18 protein-coding genes and 2 pseudogenes are annotated in these 20,677 nt (G+C 67.1%); 16 read left to right on the top strand and 4 right to left on the bottom strand.

Going from position 1 to position 20,677, the window contains the following annotated elements; translation table 11 throughout:
• The first annotated feature begins 203 nt into the window (after positions 1 to 203).
• The 11 genes and pseudogenes from ftsH (at position 204) to B1A87_RS17160 (ending at position 10,856) form a co-directional block, all read left to right on the top strand.
• The gene (gene ftsH / locus B1A87_RS17210; protein ID WP_078027429.1) at positions 204 to 2,270 is read left to right on the top strand and encodes an ATP-dependent zinc metalloprotease FtsH; all 2,067 of its coding nucleotides are present in this window, start codon (positions 204 to 206) and stop codon (positions 2,268 to 2,270) included.
• Between the two features lie 10 nt (positions 2,271 to 2,280).
• On the top strand, positions 2,281 to 2,919 hold the full coding sequence (gene folE, locus B1A87_RS17205; protein ID WP_078027428.1) for a GTP cyclohydrolase I FolE: 639 nt from the start codon (positions 2,281 to 2,283) through the stop codon (positions 2,917 to 2,919).
• A gap of 10 nt (positions 2,920 to 2,929) precedes the next feature.
• A complete protein-coding gene (folP, locus tag B1A87_RS17200; RefSeq protein ID WP_078027427.1) occupies positions 2,930 to 3,847 on the top strand; it encodes a dihydropteroate synthase in 918 nt (305 codons plus the stop codon).
• Positions 3,848 to 3,860: 13 nt separating this feature from the next.
• Complete coding sequence (folB, locus tag B1A87_RS17195; RefSeq protein ID WP_078027426.1) at positions 3,861 to 4,220, top strand: dihydroneopterin aldolase; 360 nt, start codon at positions 3,861 to 3,863, stop codon at positions 4,218 to 4,220.
• Complete coding sequence (gene folK, locus B1A87_RS17190) at positions 4,217 to 4,753, top strand: 2-amino-4-hydroxy-6-hydroxymethyldihydropteridine diphosphokinase (protein WP_078027425.1); 537 nt, start codon at positions 4,217 to 4,219, stop codon at positions 4,751 to 4,753. The genes folB and folK overlap by 4 nt, the downstream gene beginning before the upstream one ends.
• Before the next feature lie 4 nt (positions 4,754 to 4,757).
• Complete coding sequence (locus B1A87_RS17185; RefSeq protein ID WP_078027424.1) at positions 4,758 to 5,291, top strand: DUF3180 domain-containing protein; 534 nt, start codon at positions 4,758 to 4,760, stop codon at positions 5,289 to 5,291.
• On the top strand, positions 5,272 to 5,784 hold the full coding sequence (locus B1A87_RS17180) for a PH domain-containing protein (protein ID WP_078027423.1): 513 nt from the start codon (positions 5,272 to 5,274) through the stop codon (positions 5,782 to 5,784). Before B1A87_RS17185 ends, B1A87_RS17180 begins: the two co-directional genes overlap by 20 nt.
• Before the next feature lie 14 nt (positions 5,785 to 5,798).
• A pseudogene (locus B1A87_RS17175) lies at positions 5,799 to 7,345 on the top strand (PH domain-containing protein).
• Positions 7,338 to 8,278, top strand: a pseudogene (locus B1A87_RS17170) (Rossmann-like and DUF2520 domain-containing protein). The pseudogenes B1A87_RS17175 and B1A87_RS17170 overlap by 8 nt, the downstream one beginning before the upstream one ends.
• A gap of 1 nt (position 8,279) precedes the next feature.
• A complete protein-coding gene (locus B1A87_RS17165) occupies positions 8,280 to 9,209 on the top strand; it encodes a pantoate--beta-alanine ligase (protein ID WP_078027421.1) in 930 nt (309 codons plus the stop codon).
• Positions 9,210 to 9,317: 108 nt separating this feature from the next.
• A complete protein-coding gene (locus B1A87_RS17160; protein ID WP_078027420.1) occupies positions 9,318 to 10,856 on the top strand; it encodes a DHA2 family efflux MFS transporter permease subunit in 1,539 nt (512 codons plus the stop codon).
• A gap of 112 nt (positions 10,857 to 10,968) precedes the next feature.
• Here the strand turns inward: B1A87_RS17160 and B1A87_RS17155 are convergent, their stop codons facing one another.
• From B1A87_RS17155 to B1A87_RS17145, 3 genes are all read right to left on the bottom strand, one after another.
• Positions 10,969 to 11,805, bottom strand: coding sequence for an alpha/beta fold hydrolase (locus B1A87_RS17155; RefSeq protein WP_144275859.1), 837 nt, complete (start codon positions 11,803 to 11,805; stop codon positions 10,969 to 10,971).
• A gap of 91 nt (positions 11,806 to 11,896) precedes the next feature.
• Complete coding sequence (locus B1A87_RS17150) at positions 11,897 to 12,646, bottom strand: alpha/beta fold hydrolase (RefSeq protein WP_260681069.1); 750 nt, start codon at positions 12,644 to 12,646, stop codon at positions 11,897 to 11,899.
• Positions 12,647 to 12,721: 75 nt separating this feature from the next.
• Positions 12,722 to 12,940 (bottom strand): hypothetical protein, encoded by a 219-nt coding sequence (locus tag B1A87_RS17145; RefSeq protein ID WP_144275857.1) that lies wholly within the window; start codon positions 12,938 to 12,940, stop codon positions 12,722 to 12,724.
• Between B1A87_RS17145 and lysS the strand changes: the two genes are divergently transcribed.
• The gene (gene lysS, locus B1A87_RS17140) at positions 12,923 to 14,461 is read left to right on the top strand and encodes a lysine--tRNA ligase (protein WP_078027418.1); all 1,539 of its coding nucleotides are present in this window, start codon (positions 12,923 to 12,925) and stop codon (positions 14,459 to 14,461) included. The genes B1A87_RS17145 and lysS overlap by 18 nt on opposite strands.
• Positions 14,462 to 14,463: 2 nt before the next feature.
• A complete protein-coding gene (locus B1A87_RS24150) occupies positions 14,464 to 14,592 on the top strand; it encodes a hypothetical protein (protein ID WP_260681088.1) in 129 nt (42 codons plus the stop codon).
• Here B1A87_RS24150 and B1A87_RS17135 read toward each other — a convergent pair.
• Positions 14,589 to 14,774 (bottom strand): hypothetical protein, encoded by a 186-nt coding sequence (locus B1A87_RS17135; protein WP_144275856.1) that lies wholly within the window; start codon positions 14,772 to 14,774, stop codon positions 14,589 to 14,591. The two genes, B1A87_RS24150 and B1A87_RS17135, sit on opposite strands and share 4 nt — an antisense overlap.
• Positions 14,775 to 14,900: 126 nt before the next feature.
• Here B1A87_RS17135 and B1A87_RS17130 point away from each other — a divergent pair, with 126 nt between their 5' ends.
• From B1A87_RS17130 to B1A87_RS17120, 3 genes are all read left to right on the top strand, one after another.
• Positions 14,901 to 15,227: an Lsr2 family protein gene (locus tag B1A87_RS17130; RefSeq protein ID WP_078027416.1), complete on the top strand. Its 327-nt coding sequence runs from the start codon at positions 14,901 to 14,903 to the stop codon at positions 15,225 to 15,227.
• Between the two features lie 428 nt (positions 15,228 to 15,655).
• Complete coding sequence (locus B1A87_RS17125) at positions 15,656 to 18,148, top strand: ATP-dependent Clp protease ATP-binding subunit (protein WP_078027415.1); 2,493 nt, start codon at positions 15,656 to 15,658, stop codon at positions 18,146 to 18,148.
• A gap of 191 nt (positions 18,149 to 18,339) precedes the next feature.
• On the top strand, positions 18,340 to 20,301 hold the full coding sequence (locus tag B1A87_RS17120; RefSeq protein WP_260680912.1) for a prolyl oligopeptidase family serine peptidase: 1,962 nt from the start codon (positions 18,340 to 18,342) through the stop codon (positions 20,299 to 20,301).
• Positions 20,302 to 20,677 lie beyond the last annotated feature (376 nt).

The raw sequence follows: 20,677 nt of genomic DNA, 5'->3' as shown, positions 1-20,677 counted from the left end.
CCAAGCGCACCGCCCCACGCGAAGCCGGCCGTGCCCGCGGGCCTAGCCCGGTCGCACCCTGCTACGCCCAGAGGGAACTTTTGCCCTACACCGTGCGTGATTTACTCCGGACGGTGTATAGCTAGAAGCGAAGCAGCACCACACGCGCGCAGTCCACGCGCCGTGCAGCACTACCAGGAGGGACGGGGCCAGCCCCCGAACAGATGAAAGCTAAGAGTTTCTTCAAAGGCCCGGGCATCTGGATCATTGTTGTGGTCGGCATGCTCCTGCTCGCCTTTGCTACGTTGGCTCCGGGCGGTGCGACACGGATCGACACCCAGCCGGGCCTTGAGCTTCTTGCCCAGAGCGGCAAAGTGGAACAAGCCAAGATCTTTGACGGCGAGAACCGCGTGGACCTCGTCCTGAAGGACAACCTGGTCATCGACGGACAGGACAAGGGCAAAAACGTCCAGTTCTTCTTCGTCAACGACCGCGGGCCGGACGTCGTCAAAGCCGTGACCGACTCGAACCCCTCCAAGGGCTACACGGACCAGCCGGTGGAGAGCAACTGGCTGTCAGGCCTGTTCTCGCTGCTGATCCCGGTACTGCTGCTCGGCGTCCTGTTCTGGTTCCTGCTCTCCCGCATGCAGGGCGGCGGCTCGAAGGTCATGCAGTTCGGCAAGTCCAAGGCCAAGATGGTCAATAAGGACATGCCGCAGGTGACCTTTGCGGACGTTGCAGGTGCCGACGAAGCCGTTGAGGAGCTCCAGGAAATCAAGGAATTCCTTGCCGAACCTGCCAAGTTCCAGGCCGTGGGCGCCAAGATCCCTAAGGGCGTGCTGCTGTACGGTCCTCCGGGCACCGGCAAGACCCTCTTGGCGCGCGCCGTCGCAGGCGAGGCCGGCGTGCCGTTCTTCTCCATCTCGGGCTCGGACTTCGTTGAAATGTTCGTCGGTGTTGGCGCTTCCCGCGTCCGCGACCTCTTCGAGCAGGCCAAGTCCAACGCGCCCGCCATCATCTTCGTGGACGAGATCGATGCCGTCGGCCGCCACCGCGGTGCTGGCATCGGCGGCGGCAACGACGAACGCGAGCAGACCCTCAACCAGCTCCTGGTTGAAATGGACGGTTTCGACGTCAAAACCAACGTCATCCTCATCGCCGCCACCAACCGCCCCGACGTGCTGGACCCGGCGCTGCTCCGCCCCGGTCGCTTCGACCGGCAGATTTCCGTTGAAGCCCCGGACCTCGTCGGCCGCGACCAGATCCTCAACGTCCATTCCAAGGGCAAGCCCATGGCGCCGGACGTGGACCTCAAGGCAGTGGCCAAGAAGACGCCCGGCTACACGGGTGCGGACCTGGCCAACGTGCTCAACGAGGCGGCGCTGCTGACCGCCCGCTCCAACGCCAACCTGATCGACGACCGCGCGCTGGACGAGGCCATTGACCGCGTCATGGCCGGACCGCAGAAGCGCAGCCGGGTCATGAAGGAACACGAGCGCAAGATCACGGCCTACCACGAAGGCGGCCACGCGCTGGTTGCCGCGGCACTGCGCAACTCCGCGCCGGTCACCAAGATCACCATCCTGCCCCGCGGCCGCGCCCTGGGCTACACCATGGTTGTGCCGGAGAACGACAAGTACTCCATCACCCGCAACGAGCTGCTCGACCAGATGGCCTACGCCATGGGCGGCCGCGTCGCGGAGGAGATCGTCTTTCACGATCCGTCCACCGGCGCCTCGAACGACATCGAGAAGGCCACGTCCACGGCCCGCCAGATGGTCACGCAGTATGGCATGAGCGAGCGCGTGGGTGCGGTCCGCCTTGGCCAGGGCGGCGGCGAGCCGTTCCTTGGCCGGGACGCCAGCCACGAACGCAACTACTCGGACCAGATTGCCTACATCGTGGATGAGGAAGTCCGCCGCCTGATTGACCAGGCGCATGACGAGGCCTACGCCATCCTCACCGAAAACCGCGACGTCCTGGACCAGCTGGCGCTCGAGCTGCTCGAGCGCGAGACCCTGAACCAGGCTGAGATCGCGCACGTCTTCCGCGACATCCGCAAGCGCGACTTCCGCGAAGTGTGGCTGTCCAAGGAAACCCGTCCCGTCCAGTCCGCCGGACCGGTGGAATCGCGGCAGGAGAAGGCCGAGCGCGAGGCCCAGGAGGAAGCCAAGGAAGCCCGGCTGGAGGAACCGCTGGACGCCATTCCGCCGCATCCGCAGGGCGTTCCCGAAGACGCCACCTTCCAGGGTGGAGTAACGGAGGCCGGTCCGGGCGGCCACCACGGCTAAGCTCTTTGGTGTGACTCACTTCGACGACGACGACCTTTCCGCCTCCGCCGACCACTCGGCGGAGGGCGGATCCGGCCGGCACCACAAGGTGGACAGGCCGCGAATTGAAGCGGCGGTGCGGGAAATCCTGCTGGCCATCGGCGAGGATCCGGACCGCGGCGGCCTGCATGACACCCCGCGCCGCGTGGCCAAGGCCTATGCCGAGGTCTTCGCCGGCCTGCACCAGGATCCGGCAAGCGTCCTCTCCACCACCTTCGACCTCGACCACGAGGAGCTGGTGCTGGTGAAGGACATCCCGTTCTACTCCACCTGCGAACACCACCTGGTTCCGTTCCACGGGGTGGCGCATGTGGGCTACATCCCTTCCCACGAAGGCAAGGTCACGGGACTGAGCAAACTCGCACGGCTGGTGGATATATTCGCCCGCCGGCCGCAGGTGCAGGAACGCCTCACCACGCAGATCGTCGAAGCATTGGTCACGCACCTCAAGCCGCGCGGAGCCATCGTGGTGGTGGAATGCGAACACATGTGCATGTCCATGCGCGGCATCCGCAAGCCCGGGGCCAAAACCGTCACAAGCGCGGTCCGCGGGCAACTTCATGACCCGGCGACCCGTGCCGAAGCCATGAGCCTCATACTCGGAAGGTAATAAACAGACTATGGATTCCCTAGCTGCAGCACCTGGAACCGGACCCGCCACATCACCCCTGCCCGTCCTGCGCAAACCGCGGCCGGCAGCCAAATTCGAAGACCTGCCCACCGGCCGCACGCTGGTAATGGGCATCCTGAACGTCACCCCGGACTCCTTCAGCGACGGCGGCAAGCACCCGACGCCGGACACCGCCATCGCCGCCGGCCTGCGGATGTTCTACGCGGGAGCCGACATCGTCGACGTCGGCGGTGAATCAACGCGCCCGGGTGCGGAGGAAGTCAGCCCCGAGGAGGAGCAGCGGCGGGTCCTGCCGGTCATTGAGGCCCTGGTCAAGGCCGGAGCGCTGGTCAGCATCGACACCACCCACACGTCCACGGCGGAAGCCGCGCTCGACGCCGGGGCCACGATCATCAACGACATCTCAGGCCTCAGCATCGAACCGGGAATGGCCGAGCTCGTGGCCGCGCGCAAGGCGCCGTACGTCCTGACGCACCGCCGCGGCGATGCGAAGACCATGACGTCCCTGACGGACTACGACGACGTCGCGAACGACGTCGTCTCCGAGCTCAACGGCGTCCGGGACAAGCTCTACGCGGCCGGCGTGCTGCCCGAGCAGATCATCATTGACCCGGGCATCGGCTTCTCCAAGACGGACGAGCAGAACTGGGAGCTCCTCGGAAACCTCGGGCGGCTGGAGGAGATGGGGCACAAGGTCCTCGTGGGCGCCTCCCGCAAGCGGTTCCTCGGCACCCTCCTCACCGTGTCCGGCAAGGCTGCGCTCCCGGAGGAGCGCGACGCCGCCACCGCAGCCATCACGGCCATCAGCGCAGCCCGCGGGGCGTGGGCTGTCCGCGTGCACGACGTCGGATCCAGCCTGGACGCAGTCAAGGTCGCGGCCCGCATGGCCCCCGGTCCCGGCCACTAAGCAGGCGGGCACGATGGACAGGATCTCACTGAGCGGTGTCACGGCCACCGGCTACCACGGCGTGTTCGACTTCGAACGCCGCGAGGGCCAGCCGTTTGTTGTGGACGCCGTGCTGCACCTGGATTTCAGCCGGGCTGCGGCGTCGGACGATGTCCGGGACACCGCCCACTACGGCGAGGTGGCAGGCCGGATCACGGACTGGATCACCGGTGAGCCCCTCAACCTGATTGAGGCCCTGGCCGTGCGCATGGCCGACGGCCTGCTCAACGAATTCAAGATCGACGCCGTGGAGATCACGGTGCACAAACCAAAGGCCCCCATCGAGGTCCCGTTCGGGGACGTCGCCGTCAGTGTCTACCGGGAGCGGCCATGATCACCCAGTACACCCGGGCGGTACTCGCCCTGGGCAGCAACCTTGGAGAGCGGAACGACACGCTGACCGAAGCCGTGGCGGACCTCGTCGACCGGCCCGAAGTCCGGCTCCTCGCGGTGTCACCGGTGGTGCAGACCAAGGCCGTGGGCGGACCTGCCGGCCAGCCGGACTTCCTGAACATGGTGATCTCCGTGGAGACGTCCCTCGCGCCGCTGGAGCTGCTCAAGCACTGCCAGTCGGTCGAAAACAAGCACCACCGGGTCCGCGAGGTGCACTGGGGGCCGCGGACGCTCGACGTCGACATCATCGTGTACGGGGATCTGGAAAGCTCCGATCCCGTGCTCACCCTCCCGCATCCCCGCGCGGCGGAGCGGGCGTTCGTGCTCTACCCCTGGTCCGTGATCGAACCGTCGGCCACCCTGAACGGCGTGCGCATAGGCGAACTGGCGGCCCAGGCCGCCGACTACCGTGACCTCACCCCGTTCGACGGGTTCGGGGACTTCGACGGCGTGCCCACAGCGGGGGCGGTGTAAGGCCGTGAAGCCCATGAACCCGCTCCTGCTTGCCGTGGTCGGCCTGGCCGTGGCCGTTGCGGGCTGGTCCGCCGCCGTCCTGACGAGCCGGTACGGCATGGCCACCCCGGTGTTGCCGGCCACCGCTTTCGTCACGATGGGCGTGATTGTCGCCCTCACCCTGGTCCTGGGCATCAGGGTCCTGCGCTGGCGCAACAGTGCCAAGAAGAAGACCCCGCTCAATCCGATCCTCGCCGCGAGGACCCTCGTGCTCGCGCAGGCCTGCGCGTACGCGGGATCCGTCCTGCTGGGCTGGCACGTCGGTATTTTCGTGGACCAGTTGCGGATCTGGAGCCTGCGCAGCACCCTGGACATCACCTGGCTTGCCTTTGGCATGGCGGGCGGCGGCCTGGTCATGGTGGTGGTGGGGCTCGTCGTCGAACGTTTCTGCAAGATCCCGCCCGAAGACGGCGACACCGATTCGACGCAGGGCCTGCCCGGCCAGGGCCACCGCGGCAAGGCAAAAGGGGAAGGCGAGTATGCATACCGCGGCGATTGATCCGCCGGGAATCACGTGGCTCCGCGTTTCCCCCAAATACGTCACGGTCCGCCTGGTCGAGTGGGCCCTCGGCAACCTGATCGTTATTGCCGTGCTGAGCCTGCCCCTGCTCTTCACCCGCCTCGGCTGGTGGAGGTGGCCGCCCCTCTGGCTGGCCGTCGCCGTGCCCGCGTTCATGCTGGTGCTCGCACTGTGGCGCCTGCTCCTGATTCCGCGCCAGGTGCGCGCCATCGGCTATGCGGAGCGCGACGACGACCTCCTGATCCGCGGCGGCATCTTCTTCCAGCGCGTCATGGTGGTCCCGTACGGACGCATGCAGTACGTGGACATCAGCGTGGGTCCGGTGGAGCGGCGGCTGGGGCTGTGCACGCTAAAGCTGCACACGGCGTCAGCCTCAACCAACGCCTCGATCGCCGGGCTGCCTGCCGAGGAAGGTGCACGCCTGCGCGAACAGCTCTCAGCGCGCGGTGAAGCCAGGCTGGCCGGGCTGTGACCGCCGGCGGTCCCATGGCTGTTCCCGGAGAAGAGTACGACGGCGAGTGGCTGCGGGTGCATCCGGCCTCGCCGTTCGTGCGGGGCTGGGTGGCGCTGGCCGCGATCGGGTACTTCTTCGGGCGTGACACCTTCGAAAGAATGCTCCAGGGTGAGCCGCTAATGGACGGCCGGATTGCCGGACGGGCGCCGTGGCTGCTGGCCGGCGGGGCCCTTGTCCTGGTTCTGGCAGTTCTCGGGTTCATCCTGTCCTGGTATTTCACCCGGTACCAGGTGGCGGGAGGCTACGTACGTGTCAACACCGGCTTCCTGTTCAAGCAGCAGCGGCAGGCCCGGCTGGACCGGGTCCAGGCGATCGATATCGTGCAGCCCCTGCTGGCGAGGATCTTCGGGCTGGCAGAACTGAAATTCGAGGTGGCGGACGCCGGCGAGTCAGCGGTCAGGCTCGCGTACCTGCGGATCGACGATGCCCGGCAGCTGCGGGCCACCATCCTGGCCCGCGCATCGGGAGTTGAACTCGATCCCGGGCGTCCTGAAGCAGCCGCGCCCGAGGCGCCCGAGCAGCAGGTCCTGCAGGTCCCGCCGTCGCGCCTGATCGGTTCGCTGCTGCTCAGCGAGCAGAGCGTCTTCATCGTGCTGGGCGGCGTGGCCTCCGTGGTGCTGTCCGCGGTCACCGAAAACCGGGCGTTCTTCCTGTACCTGATCCCCGCGGCGCTCGGCTTGTTTGCCGCGTACTGGGCGTCGTTCCACAGGGGCTACAACTTCACGGCGGCCATCTCCCCGGACGGCATCAGGCTCCGCTACGGGCTGCTGGACACGCAGGCGCAGACCCTTCCGCCGGGCAGGATCCAGGCGCTGAGGGTGTCGCAGCCGCCGCTGTGGCGGATCTTTGGCTGGTACCGGATGCAGGTCAACGTCGCCGGGTACGGGGCCGCCGGCAGCAACGGCGAGGCGGGCTCCCGCACCACCCTGCTGCCGGTGGGGAAAATCGGTGACGTCCTGAACATGCTGGCCCTGGTTCTGCCGGATCCGGGTACCGCCGACCCCCTGCGCGTTTTCCGGGCCGGGCTGTACGGCCTGGATTCCGACGGCGGTTTTGTCACCACGCCGCGCCGGGCCCGCCCCTGGCGCCGCTCGGCTGGCGGCGCAACGGCTTCGCCGCGACCGATACCGCCCTGCTGATGCGATCGGGACGCTGGTGGCGCCAGCTCGTGGTGGTGCCGCACCAGCGCACCCAGTCGATGGCGCTGCACCAGGGACCGCTGGCGCGCAGATTCGGGCTGGCCGACCTCGTGCTGCACACCACGGCCGGGCCGGTGGCGCCGCGCGTCATCCAGGCGGACGTCGGGGAGGCCCTGGCGCTCTTCGATGACCAGGCGGCCCGCGCCCGCGCCGCCCGCAAACGGCAGACCAGCGAACACTGGCTCGCGCAGGTGGCCACGCTGGTTGCGCCTGCCGCGCTGGTTGAGCCTGTCGAAACCGCGGTTCCCGACGAGCCCGATCAGCGGGTTTCGCACCGGGCGTCCAGTCCAACTCAACAGGAAGGCCCGCAACGTGGCTAAGCCCGGACGCCTCGGCGTCGGAATCATCGGGGCCGGCAAGGTCGGCGCGGTCCTGGGCGCAGCCCTGCGCGCGGCCGAACACGCCGTCGTCGGGGTTTCCGCCGTCTCGGACGCAAGCCGCGAGCGGGCCGAAACGCTGCTCCCCGGAGTCCCCGTGCTTGACGTCCAGGACATCGTGGAGCGCTCGGAGCTGGTGCTGCTGGCCGTGCCGGACGACGCCCTCGAAGGACTCGTGGCGGGGCTGGCCAAACTCGGCGCCTGGCAGCCGGGACAGCTGGTGGCACACACGTCCGGCCGTCTCTTATACGCGTCTAGATGTGTATAAGAGACAGCCTCCATCCCGTGCGAGCCTCCGGGGCCGTGCCGCTGGCGTTGCATCCGGCCATGACCTTCACCGGCATGAGCCTGGACCTGACCCGGATCCTGGACTGCACGTTCGGCGTCACCGCGGACGCCGCCATGCTGCCCATCGCGCAGGCCCTTGTGGTGGAGATGGGCGCGGAACCCGTGGTCATCGCGGAGGGCGACCGCGTCATTTACCATGCTGCCCTCGCGCACGGTTCCAACCACCTGGTCACGCTCGTGGCGCAGGCGTCCCAACTGCTCAGCGAAGTGGGCGTGGACGCGCCGGAACGCATGCTGGGGCCGCTGCTGCGGGCCACCTTGGAGAACGCGCTCGCTTCCGGCGAGTCCGCGCTCACCGGCCCCGTGGCCCGCGGTGACGCGGGGACCGTGGCCGCTCATGCGCTGGCGCTCCGGGAGCACGACGCCGGTGCCGGCGGCGACATCCTCGAGGCGTACCTGGCCATGGCGCGGGCAACAGCGCGGCGCGCTGAAGGGCGGGGGCTGCTGAAACCGGACCAGCTGGAGGGCATCCGCAACGCCCTCGCCAGCACAGATGACGACGGCCCACAGGCCCCGGGAGGAAACTGATATGGGAATCCGACTAGTGACCACAGGAGCGTCGCTCCGTGCCCAGAGCCGCTTGCTCCTGACCCAGAAACACGGCTCCTCCCTGGGCCTGGTACCCACCATGGGTGCCCTGCACGAGGGACACGCGCGGCTGGCGCGGGCCGCTGTCGAGCAGAACGACGTTGTGGTGGCGTCCATCTTCGTGAACCCGCTGCAGTTCGGCGAGGCCGCGGATCTGGAGCGGTATCCGCGGACGCTCGAGGCCGACATGGCCCTGCTCGAGGAACAGGGCGTTGACCTGGTGTTCGCCCCGTCTGTGGAGGAAATGTACCCCGGCGGCAGGCCGATGGTCCGGATCACCGCCGGCGCGCTGGGCGACAAATGGGAAGGCGCGTCCCGTCCGGGGCATTTCGACGGCGCCCTCACCGTGGTGGCGAAGCTGCTCCATTTGGGCATCCCCGGCACCGGACTCCCCGGGAACGGTGCGTTCGTCACCGGCGCGGCAGGAGGCCTGCCGGGTTACCGGGCCTACTTCGGGCAGAAGGACGCCCAACAGCTTGTCCTGGTTAAGCGGATGGTGGCTGATCTGAACTTTCCCGTCGAGATCGTCGGCGTGCCCACGGTGCGCTCAGATGACGGACTGGCGCTGTCCAGCCGCAACCGCTTCCTCTCGGACGAGGAACGCCAAGCCGCCCTGGTGCTGTCGCGTTCGCTGCGGCTCATCGAGGACCGGGCCAACGCGAACGAGGCCCTGGATGTGGACTCGGCCCGGGCGCTCATCGAATCCCAGCGGCTGGTTGAGCTGGACTACCTGGATGTGGTGGATCCCGGAACGCTGGAGCCGCTGGCCGAGAACTGCCGCGAGACCCCGTTCCGCGGTGAGGGGCTGGCGATCGTTGCGGCAAAGGTGGGTGCAGTGCGGCTCATCGACAACGTGCCGCTCAGTTCCTAGCACCACAGCTTCTCCCCATGTACGGGAATGAGTCCGGCCCTTACACTGTTGGAGTCTGCAGCGGCGGTGTCCGCAAGCCATCACTCCCAACTCCGCGAGGGTCTCTCCATGTCTACCGAAGTCACGTCAAACTCCCACGGTGAACCCGTGCGCGAGCCAGACGCCGCGTTGAACCAGCCCGCCGGAGCGGCTCCAGCAACGAAGCAGCCGGCCAGTGCAGCCCCGACCGGGACCCTGCCGGCCGACAAGATGTCCCGCGAGTCCGTGACCGTCATCGTCACACTGCTCGTGGCCACCTTCGTGGTGATCCTCAACGAGACCATCATGAACGTTGCCCTGCAGCGGCTCATGGTGGACCTGCGAGTGGACGCCCCCACGGTGCAATGGCTTTCCACGGGCTTCATGCTGACCATGGCGGTGGTGATCCCCACCACCGGATTCATCCTGCAGCGGCTCTCCACGCGCGCCGTCTTCCTGCTGGCCATGGGCCTCTTCGCCGGCGGAACCGCACTCGCCGCTGCCGCGCCCGGCTTCGAAGTCCTCCTGCTGGCGCGAATCGTCCAGGCCGGCGGCACCGCCATCATGCTTCCCCTGCTGATGACCACCATCCTGACCCTGGTTCCGCTGGCACGCCGCGGGGCTGTCATGGGCAACGTCAGCATCGCCATCTCCGTGGCGCCGGCCATGGGTCCCACGGTTTCAGGCCTGATCCTGGAACACTTCTCGTGGCGCTTCATGTTTGTCTTCGTCCTGCCCATCGCGCTGGCGGCGCTGGCGATCGGTGCCAGGTTCCTGACTAACGTCGGCGAAACAGAGAAATCCAAGCTCGATTTCGTGTCGGTGGTGCTGACCATCCCCGCATTTGGCGGCCTGGTATACGGCCTAAGCCAGATCGGCGGAAGCCACGGCGGCGACGGCGGAGCGAGCACGATCGCCGTGGCGGCCCTGGTCATCGGCGTAGCCGGACTCGTCGCGTTCGTGCTGCGCCAGCTCCAGCTGCAGAAGTCCGAAGCCCCGCTGCTGGACCTGAGGGCGTTCAACTTCCGCATGTTCACGGTGTCCGTGCTGCTCATGGTGGTGGCCATGGTGGCGCTGTTTGGCGCCGTCATCCTGCTTCCCTTGTACCTGCAGGAAATCCGCGGGCTGAAGTCCCTCGAAACCGGCCTGGCCCTGCTGCCCGGCGGCCTCGCCATGGGCCTGCTCGGACCGGTAATCGGCCGGCTGTTCGACAAAGTGGGCCCCTTGCCGCTCACGGTGTCGGGATCGTCCCTGATGGTGCTGGCGCTGTGGCAGTTCTCGATGCTGAACGCCAGCACGCCGGTGTGGTGGATCATCGCACTGCACGTCGGCTTGAGCCTGGGGCTCGCCCTGCTGTTCACGCCGGCCTTCACCACCGGGCTGAATCCGCTGCCTCCGCACCTGTACTCGCACGGGTCCGCCATCATGAGCACCCTGCAGCAGGTTGCCGGTGCCGCCGGCACGGCGCTGCTGGTGTCCATCTTCGCCGTGGTCTCGGCAGGATCCGGGCTCGTCGCCGGGATGAACGCCGCGTTCCTGACGGCCACCATCATCGCAGTAGCCGCCGTCGTTCTGTCCGCCATGATGCGCAAGACGTCCGGCGCCGCATCAGGAGCAGCGGCCCACTAAACGCGAACGGGCACTTAAGCCCCTCCCGCTGAGCGCGAACCGCCAGATAATGCCCGCAAATCCTCATTTTGAGGGCATTATCTGCCTGTTCGCGCCGTGGTAGGGGGCAGGCTCAGCCGGCGAAGAAGTCGCTGAGTTCCGTGATGAGCTTGTCCGGTGCGCGGTTGACGCCGTCGTGCCCGAAGCCCGGCAGGATGGTGTAGCTGGAGCCGGACAGGACGTCGTGGATCTGGCCGCAGGCCACGCCGAAATAGGCAGGGCTCTTCTCGCCCACAATGATGAGCGTCTCCAGCGGCAGTTCCAGGAACGGCTCCGCCGGCATGTCCGCGGCGATGATGGCCTTGATCTCACGGACGCCGGTGCGCATCATCTCGCGCTGCTGCTTGCCGACCGACGTGCCGGCCGTGAGCTTGTTGGCCAGGGTCAGCATGGACAGCGGCATGCGCGACGAGAACGCCCCGCCGGCCTCAAGCCCCCGCTGCAAGACGGCGAGGGCGCGGTCATCGTCTCCGGCCGCCGTCGCGCGCTCATATTCTGTGGTCCAGTCAGCCTTGACGCTGTGGTTGACGGAAACGGCGGGGTCATAGACGGCGAGCCGCTCCACGGGGAGGGTCCGTGCCGCGTGAATCGCCACGGCGCCGCCGAAACTGTGGCCGAAAACGTCCGTGCTGGACGTGTGCTTCATCACCGCATCGAGGTCGCGGATGTCGACGTCCAGCGTGTAATCCGCAGGCTGCTCGGACGATTCGCCGCGGCCCCGGCGGTTGAAGGTGTGGACCGGGCGGCCCAGTTCGGCGCTGAGCTTCTGGGCGAAGCGGGTGTAGTCGGCGGCCGTCACCATGGAGGCCGTGACGACGACGACGCCGGAACCCGCCGATGCGAGCTCCGCGCCCGTGGTGAACAGCTCAAGTTTGCCGTCGTCGGGTGTGCTGATGATCTCGCGCGTCATGCTCCGAGCCTAGCCGAGGCCGGGCCCCGCTGACAGCCCGGCCCGCCCGAGCGCCGGCCCGGTGGTGACCCGATGCCCGGCGGCTGCATGCTTAGCGACGCAGCCTGCCGTCGGTGCCGTCAAGGAAGCGCGCCATCCTGATGGCCAGGCGCTTCCCGGGGCGGATGGGACCCTCGTGCAGCTGGCCCGGAACCACGCCGAACTCGATCGCCGGAACTGCCGCGGCCAGCTGGCGCCCCATGTCGGCAAAATATCCTGGGCTCCAGCCGCCGCTGAGCATGAGCGTGGGTGTGGACACTCCCACGAAATCGTCCGGGCGGGCGTCGGTGTCCAGCACGGCCCGCATTTCCCTGACGGCAGTCGGCAGCAGCTCCCGCATCTCGGCGCCGAGGCTGGTCCGCGCGGACAGGATGCTCAGCATCCGGAGTGCCCCGAGCGGCAGGTGGGAGACCGGCCCCGCGGTCTCCAGGCCGTGCACCAGAAGTGCCCAGGCGTGGTCCAGCTGCCCCGCCGTCATGGCCTGCTCCAGCTCCGGACGCCAGCGGCGGCCCAGGTTTCCGGACAGCGACACCGCGGCGTCATAGGTCACGAGCCGCCGGAACGGAATGCCGCGCGCCGCCTGAAGAGCCACAAAGCCGCCGTAGCTGTGGGCCACCACATCCTCTGATCCCGTCGCCCGCATGACGGCCGCGAGGTCGCTGATCTCGGTGGCCAACGAGTAACCGTCCGGCTGCTGCGCAGACCCGGCCCTGCCCCTGCGGTTGTAGCAGTGCACCGGCCGGCTCAGCAGGAGACTCAGGTTGCGGGCGAACGGACGGTACAGTGCCTGTCTCTTATACACATCTAGATGTGTATAAGAGACAGCCGGGCGCCGCCGGCGCGGGCGGGTCACCGGCGGCGGGGGAGCCGCCGTGCGTTACCGCGAGGCCCGCAGGCCGGAAGGAATGCACCTCAAGCTGGCCGCCGCCTGTCTCTTATACACATCTAGATGTGTATAAGAGACAGGTCCACGTCTCCACAGCGAGAGTCTATGCCCCGCTCCTGACAGGAATCCGGCAGCGGCCGCCGGCGCATCGGCGGCCCCGAAAGCCGGGTACGCGAAGTCCCGGTAAACTTGATGATTGTGACTTCCCAAAACACCCCTGCCCCCAAGAATGCCCCAGAGCCGGTCGACGCCAGCGAACAGATGCGCATCCGCATGGAAAAGCGCGCCAAGCTGATTGAACGCGGGGCCGAGGCATATCCGGTGGGTGTTGAGCGCACGCATTCACTCAGCGAGATCCGGGAAAAATACTCGCACTTGGAAGCCGACGAGACCACCGGGGACGTCGTCGGAATCACCGGACGCGTGGTGTTTGTCCGGAACACCGGCAAGCTCTGCTTCGCCACGCTGCAGGAAGGCGGCGTGGACGGCAAGGGCACTCGGCTGCAGGCCATGCTCAGCCTCGCCAACGTCGGCGAAGAGGCGCTCGCGGACTGGAAGGCCCTGGTGGACCTGGGCGACCACGTCTTCATCAAGGGCGAGGTCATCTCCTCCCGCCGCGGCGAGCTCTCCGTCATGGCGGAGTCCTGGTCCATGGCGTCCAAGGCACTGCGCCCGCTGCCGGTGCTGCACGCGGGGCTGAACGAGGAAACCCGCGTCCGCCAGCGCTACGTGGACCTGATGGTCCGCGATGAGGCACGCGAGATGGTCTACACCCGCGCGGCCATCACCCGCTCCATCCGTGAAAGCCTGTACCGCCACAACTACGTGGAGGTGGAGACCCCCATCCTCCAGCTGGTCCACGGCGGCGCCCTGGCGCGGCCGTTTGAAACGCACATGAACGCGTTCGACCAGAAAATGACCCTCCGCATCGCCACCGAGCTCTACCTCAAGCGCGCAGTGGTGGGCGGCATCGACCGGGTCTACGACATGGGCCGCGTATTCCGCAACGAGGGCGTGGACTCAACCCACAGCCCCGAATTCACCACCCTCGAATGCTACGAGGCCTGGGCTGACCAGTTCGTCATGGCAGACCGCATCAAAGAGATCATCCTCGACGCCGCGGACGCCGTGGGCGCCGGACGCACCCTGCAGACCGATGCCGGCGAGATCAACCTCGACGGCGACTGGGCCTGGCTGGCCGTGTACCCGGGCCTTTCCGAAGCCGTTGGCCAGGAGATCACCCCGGACACCCCGCTGGAGGAACTTCGCGCGGTGGCGGAGAAGCACGACGTCAAGGTGGACCCGAAGTGGGACGCCGAGAAGCTGGCCGTGGAGCTGTTCGGCGAGATCGTGGAGCCCACGCTGCTGAACCCCACGTTCGTGTACGACTACCCACCGTCGGCCCAGCCGCTGGCCCGCCCGCACCGCGAGGACGGCCGCCTCATCGAGGCCTGGGACCTCATCATCGGCGGCATGGAGCGCGGCACCGCCTTCTCCGAACTCATCGACCCCGTCATCCAGCGGGAACGGCTCACCGAGCAGTCCCGGCACGCGGCCGCCGGCGACGTCGAGGCAATGCAGCTGGACGAGGACTTCCTCCGTGCCCTCGAGTACGGGGCGCCGCCCATGGGCGGCATCGGCCTCGGCATCGACCGCCTCGTGATGCTGTTCACCGGCGCCGGCATCCGCGAGACCATCCTCTTCCCGCTGCTGAAGCCCGAGGGGCACTGACCGTGGACTACGTAGCCGTACTGCTGCCCTCGCTCGTGGTGGGCCTGCTTTTCTGGTTCGCCATGAAGTCGATCTTTAACGCTGACAAGTCCGAGCGCCAGGCCGAGGCCCTGTCTCTTATACACATCTAGATGTGTATAAGAGACAGGGTCCGTGCCCGCCGGCGCTTCCGGGCCCGCCGGGCCTGCCGCCGGGCCGACGAGTGCCGGGCCGGCGGCTGCCGGACCCCGGCCGGGTCCGGCCACGGACGCTGTCTCTTATACACATCTAGATGTGTATAAGAGACAGGAATCAGACAAATAGCAGGCAACATTCTTTCCGGGTGCTTTCCACAGGGAACCATTGCGCGTTTTGACGCGTTGCCTTAATGCGGGAGATACTTCAATAGTTACATCCTGCTTTTCTGGATTCAGGACCCTTTCCAAAAGAGAGAATTTTCATGGCACAGAAAGTTAATATCGTCCTCGTGGACGATCTGGATGGGGGATCGGCGGACGAAACTGTCCGCTTTGGGCTGGATGGTGTGAGTTACGAAATTGACTTGTCATCCGCCAATGCTTCAGAACTGCGGTCCGCGCTGGAACGCTTTGTTTCCGCTGGCCGCAAAACGTCCAGCGGCCGCCCCGCCCGCACCAAGACATCGGGCGGACGCAACCAGGACTCGGCGCAGATACGGCAGTGGGCGCGGGACCACGGATACACGGTTAATAGCCGCGGCCGCATCCAGGCTGAAATTCAGGAAGCCTACCAAAAGGCAAATTCCTAGTCCGCTGGGACTCTGAGCATAAGAACGGCGCCTCCGGTGTTTACCGGGGGCGCCATCCTTTAAGCCCGGGGTTCTTTCCCGCCGCCATAAGCGGCCGCCGTCCCCTCTTGGCGGAATCATCTGCCGGGCGGAGTAATCCGCCAGCTCGCGAATACCGGATCTTCATCATCGGCCATATCCGTAAATGTGACGAAGCCATCAGCTGTTATTCCGGGCCGGTATTGCCGCCGAAGGGAACGCAATGCGCGGGCGGGCGGCGCGGGGCAGCGAGGACGCCCGAGGAGACGTTTTGGGCAGCGCACGGCCGGTTCCGGCGGCCGGGTGCGGAGTCGGCGCAAGCGTCACGGTTTCCCCTGTGGCGAACAAGCTCCCCAAGTCTGGATCTCCCACGTAGCATCAAAGTACGTCGTAGCTAGGAGTGTGGCGAAATGTTTGAGCGATTTACGGACCGTGCCCGTCGCGTAGTTGTGCTTGCCCAAGAAGAGGCACGCATGCTGAACCACAATTACATTGGTACCGAACACATCCTCTTGGGTCTGATCCATGAGGGTGAGGGTGTTGCCGCCAAAGCTCTTGAGTCCTTGAGCATTTCGCTCGACGGCGTCCGCGAGCAGGTGCAGGAGATCATCGGCCAGGGCCAGCAGGCGCCCTCCGGCCACATCCCCTTCACCCCGCGTGCAAAGAAGGTGCTGGAGCTGTCGCTGCGCGAGGCCCTGCAGCTGGGCCACAACTACATCGGCACGGAGCACATCCTGCTGGGACTCATCCGCGAGGGTGAGGGTGTTGCGGCCCAGGTGCTGGTCAAGCTCGGTGCGGACCTCAACCGCGTCCGCCAGCAGGTCATTCAGCTGCTTTCCGGCTACCAGGGCAAGGAAACCACCGGCGCAGGCGTCGGCCCCGGACAGGCTGAAGGCACACCTGCCGGCTCGGTTGTCCTGGACCAGTTCGGCCGGAACCTGACCCAGGCCGCCCGCGAGAACAAGCTGGACCCCGTCATCGGGCGCGAATCCGAAATGGAACGCGTCATGCAGGTCCTTTCCCGCCGCACCAAGAACAACCCGGTGCTTATCGGCGAGCCCGGGGTCGGCAAGACCGCCGTCGTCGAAGGCCTGGCCCAGGCGATCGTCCGCGGCGACGTCCCGGAGACCATCAAGGACAAGCAGCTGTACACGCTGGACCTCGGGTCCCTCGTGGCCGGCTCCCGCTACCGCGGCGACTTCGAAGAGCGCCTGAAGAAGGTGCTCAAGGAGATCCGCACCCGCGGCGACATCATCCTCTTCATCGATGAAATCCACACCCTTGTGGGTGCCGGTGCCGCGGAAGGCGCCATCGATGCGGCCTCGATCCTGAAGCCGATGCTGGCCCGCGGTGAGCTGCAGACCATCGGCGCCACCACGCTGGATGAGTACCGCAAGCACATCGAGAAGGATGCTGCACTGGAGCGCCGCTTCCAGCCCATCCAGGTGAAGGAGCCGTCGGTCGCTCACGCGATCGAGATCCTCAAGGGGCTGCGCGACCGCTACGAGGCGCACCACCGGGTCACCATTACCGACGGCGCCCTCGCCTCGGCAGCGAACCTCTCCGAGCGCTACATTTCGGACCGCTTCCTGCCGGACAAGGCGATCGACCTCATCGACGAAGCCGGTGCCCGGCTCCGCATCCGCCGCATGACAGCTCCGCCGGAGCTGAAGGAGATGGACGAACGCATCTCCGAGCTGAAGATGGAGAAGGAGTCCGCGATTGACGCGCAGGACTTCGAGGGTGCTGCTGCGCTGCGTGACAAGGAGCAGAAGCTCATCACGGAGCGTTCGGAGAAGGAACGCCACTGGAAGACCGGCGGCATGGACGACATCTCCGAGGTGGACGAGGACCTAATTGCCGAAGTCCTCGCCAACTCGACGGGCATCCCGGTGTTCAAGCTGACCGAGGAAGAGTCCTCGCGACTGCTGAAGATGGAAGACGAACTGCACAAGCGCGTCGTCGGCCAGAACGAGGCCATCAGGGCCCTGTCCCAGGCCATCCGCCGCACCCGCGCAGGACTGAAGGACCCGAAGCGCCCCGGCGGTTCGTTCATCTTCGCCGGCCCCACGGGAGTCGGCAAGACCGAGCTCGCCAAGGCCCTCGCCGAATTCCTGTTCGGTGAAGAAGACGCTCTGATCACCCTGGACATGTCCGAATACTCGGAGAAGCACACGGTGTCGCGGCTCTTCGGTGCCCCTCCGGGCTACGTGGGCTACGAAGAGGGCGGGCAGCTGACCGAGAAGGTCCGCCGCCGTCCGTTCTCCGTGGTCCTGTTCGACGAAGTGGAAAAGGCCCACGCGGACCTCTTCAACTCACTGCTCCAGATCCTGGAAGACGGCCGGCTGACCGACTCCCAGGGCCGCGTGGTGGACTTCAAGAACACCGTGATCATCATGACCACCAACCTGGGCACCCGGGACATCTCCAAGAGCGTTGCCACCGGCTTCCAGTCCGGCACCGACACCCAGACCGGTTACAACCGGATGCGGGCCCGGGTCACAGAGGAGCTCAAGCAGCACTTCCGCCCCGAGTTCCTGAACCGTGTTGACGACGTCGTGGTGTTCCCGCAGCTGACGCAGGACGAGATCATCGAGATCGTGGACATGTTCGTGACGCGCCTGGAGAAGCGCCTCAAGGACAAGGACATGGGCATCGAGCTGACCAAGGCCGCCAAGGTCCTCCTGGCCACCCGCGGTTACGATCCCGCCATGGGTGCCCGGCCGCTGCGCCGCACCATCCAGCGCGAGATCGAGGACCAGCTCTCGGAGAAGATCCTGTTCGGCGAGCTGCACTCCGGTGACATCGTGGTGGTGGATGTGGACGGCGAAGGCGACGACGCCAAGTTCACCTTCGCCGGCAACGCCAAGCCGCGCATTCCGGAAATCGCCCCGAGCGCCTAGGCTCGAACCGCACTCCAGCGACCAGGAAGCCCCGCCCGCCCCGCAAGGGAGCAGGCGGGGCTTCTGCGTTGCCCGCCCCCATCCCCATAACCGGCCTTCGCCCGTTTGGCCGGCCCTGACCCTCTCAACCGGCCCTGACCCCCTTAACCGGCCCCGGGCGCGGCCGGTCTTGCGGGGCAGGGCCGGTCGCGTTGCTGTGGGAGGTCGATCCTGCGGGGCAGAAGCAGGCCCGCCGCATCACCCGCAGCGCCAAGGGCGAGGCCGGTGCCGCGTTCGCGGCCAACGGCGACGTCTACTTCACGTCCGCCCGCCCCGACCCGGAGAACACCGGAAACGCTGACAGTGACAGCGATTCCGTGACTGCCCTTTGGCTGCTGCCGGCCGACGGCGGGGAGGCCCGGGTGGTGCTGTCGAGGCCCGGCGGAGTGGAAAAGGTGATGACGGCGAGGGACGCGGACGCGGCCTTCGTGGTTGCCGCCGTCCTCGCGGGTTCCACGGACGAAGACAGCGACGCCGAACGCCGCAAGAGCCGCAAGGACAACAAGGTGGCGGCCATCCTGCACAGCGAATACCCCGTCCGGTACTGGGACGCTGACCTCGGCCCCGCCCAGCCGCGGCTGTTCGCCGTGGAACCCGGGACGGAGAAGGAACCCGGCAAACCCGGCACTGTGGACAGCGCCGCGCCGCTGAAGCTCAGGAACCTCACGCCAGCGGCGGGATCCAGGCTCCGTGAGGCCGAGTCGGTCATCAGCCCGGACGGAAAAACCATCTACACGAGCTTCGCCAAGCCGTTGGCCAAAGCTGACCTGCGCTCCGTCCTCGTCGCGGTGGACGTCGCCACCGGCACGCAGCGGGTCCTCCTCGACCGCGAAGGGATGAGCTACTTCCCGGGGCCCGTCAGCCCGGACGGGAGGTTCCTGGCCGTCGTCAGCGAAAGCGACACCACGCCGCAGGAGGCCCCGCAGGTCAAGCTCCATCTTCTCGACGTTTCCGGCCCGGCCGGTGTGGAGGACCTCACGCCCCTGGCTCACGACTGGGACCGCTGGGCGCACGCCCAGTCCTGGCTCCCGGACAGCTCGGCCCTCCTGGTCACCGCGGACGACGACGGCGCGTCGCCCGTTTTCAGCGTCACCGCTGCGGCAGGAGCCGCACAGGGGAGCGTCGCCCGGGTGACGCCGGACGCGGCGGCCTACACCGACGTTGTGGTTTCACCGGACGGCGCGGGCGCCTACGCGCTCCGCAGCTCCTACGAATTCCCGCCGGAGCCCGTGCGCATCGATCTGGCCACCGGGGGCGTCACCAGATTGCCGGGGCCGGCTGAGCGCCCGCAGTTTGCGGGCTCGCTGGAACGGGTGGAGACGACGGCGGCCGACGGCGCGCGCGTTCCCGCCTACCTGGCGCTGCCGGCAGGGGCGTCGGCGGACAGCCCCGCCCCCCTGCTGCTGTGGATCCACGGCGGGCCGCTGGGGTCCTGGAACGCGTGGACCTGGCGCTGGAACCCCTGGCTGCTGACGGCCAAGGGCTACGCCGTCCTGTTGCCGGACCCTGCCCTGTCCACGGGCTACGGCCAGTCGTACATCCAGCGGGGCTGGGGCAGCTGGGGCAAGGCGCCCTACACGGACCTGATGGCGGTCACGGATTCGGTGGTGCAGCGGCCGGACATTGACGAAAGCCGGACGGCCGCGATGGGCGGGTCCTTCGGAGGTTACATGGCCAACTGGGTGGCCGGCCAGACGGACCGGTTCAAAGCGATCGTGACGCATGCCAGCCTCTGGGCACTGGACCAGTTCGGACCCACAACGGACGCGTCCCAGTACTGGCTCAAGGAAATGACGGCGGAGATGGAGCTGGAGAACTCACCGCACCTCCACGTGGAGAACATCCGGACGCCCATGCTGGTGATCCACGGCGACAAGGACTACCGCGTGCCCATCGGCGAAGGCCTGCGGCTCTGGTACGAACTGCTCTCCAAATCCCAGCTCGCCGCCGACGAGAACGGCCAGACCAGCCACCGGTTCCTGTTCTACCCGGACGAGAACCACTGGATCCTGCAGCCGCAGCACGCCAAGGTCTGGTACGGCGTAGTGGAGCACTTCCTCGCCAGGAACGTCCTGGGCAAGGAGCTCCCGCTACCCCCCGAACTCGGCCTCTAAACCACCCCCGCCACCTCCTGCTACCCAACCGTGGTCACCTCGGGCTCGCCGTCCGTGGTCACCTCCGCAGCGACCGGACAGCCATTTGCCGGCGCCTCGCTCGTTCCTCGCTTAGACGGCGCCTACACAAATGCCTGATCAGGTCGCCGCTCAAGCGCACGTTGCCAAACGCCGGGAAGGGTTGGGGCCGGACCGGCCAAGGACCCAAGGTGCGGTACGGCACGAGGCGAAGGAGGCTGGGGCATTTACGTAGCGTGCGTCTAAGCGAGGAACGAGCGAGCACGCGGTAAATGTCGCAGTCTCCGAGCCGGAGGTGAGTCGGAGGTGAGACGGCGCGGCCGCTGCGGGTGGGCTGGGTCGTGGAGGCGGTCGCCGT

It is taken from the genome of Arthrobacter sp. KBS0703 (assembly GCF_002008315.2).
Classification (GTDB): Bacteria; Actinomycetota; Actinomycetes; order Actinomycetales; family Micrococcaceae; genus Arthrobacter.
Note: the sequence above shows the minus strand (reverse complement) of the source record. Positions and strands in the feature narration are given on the sequence as shown.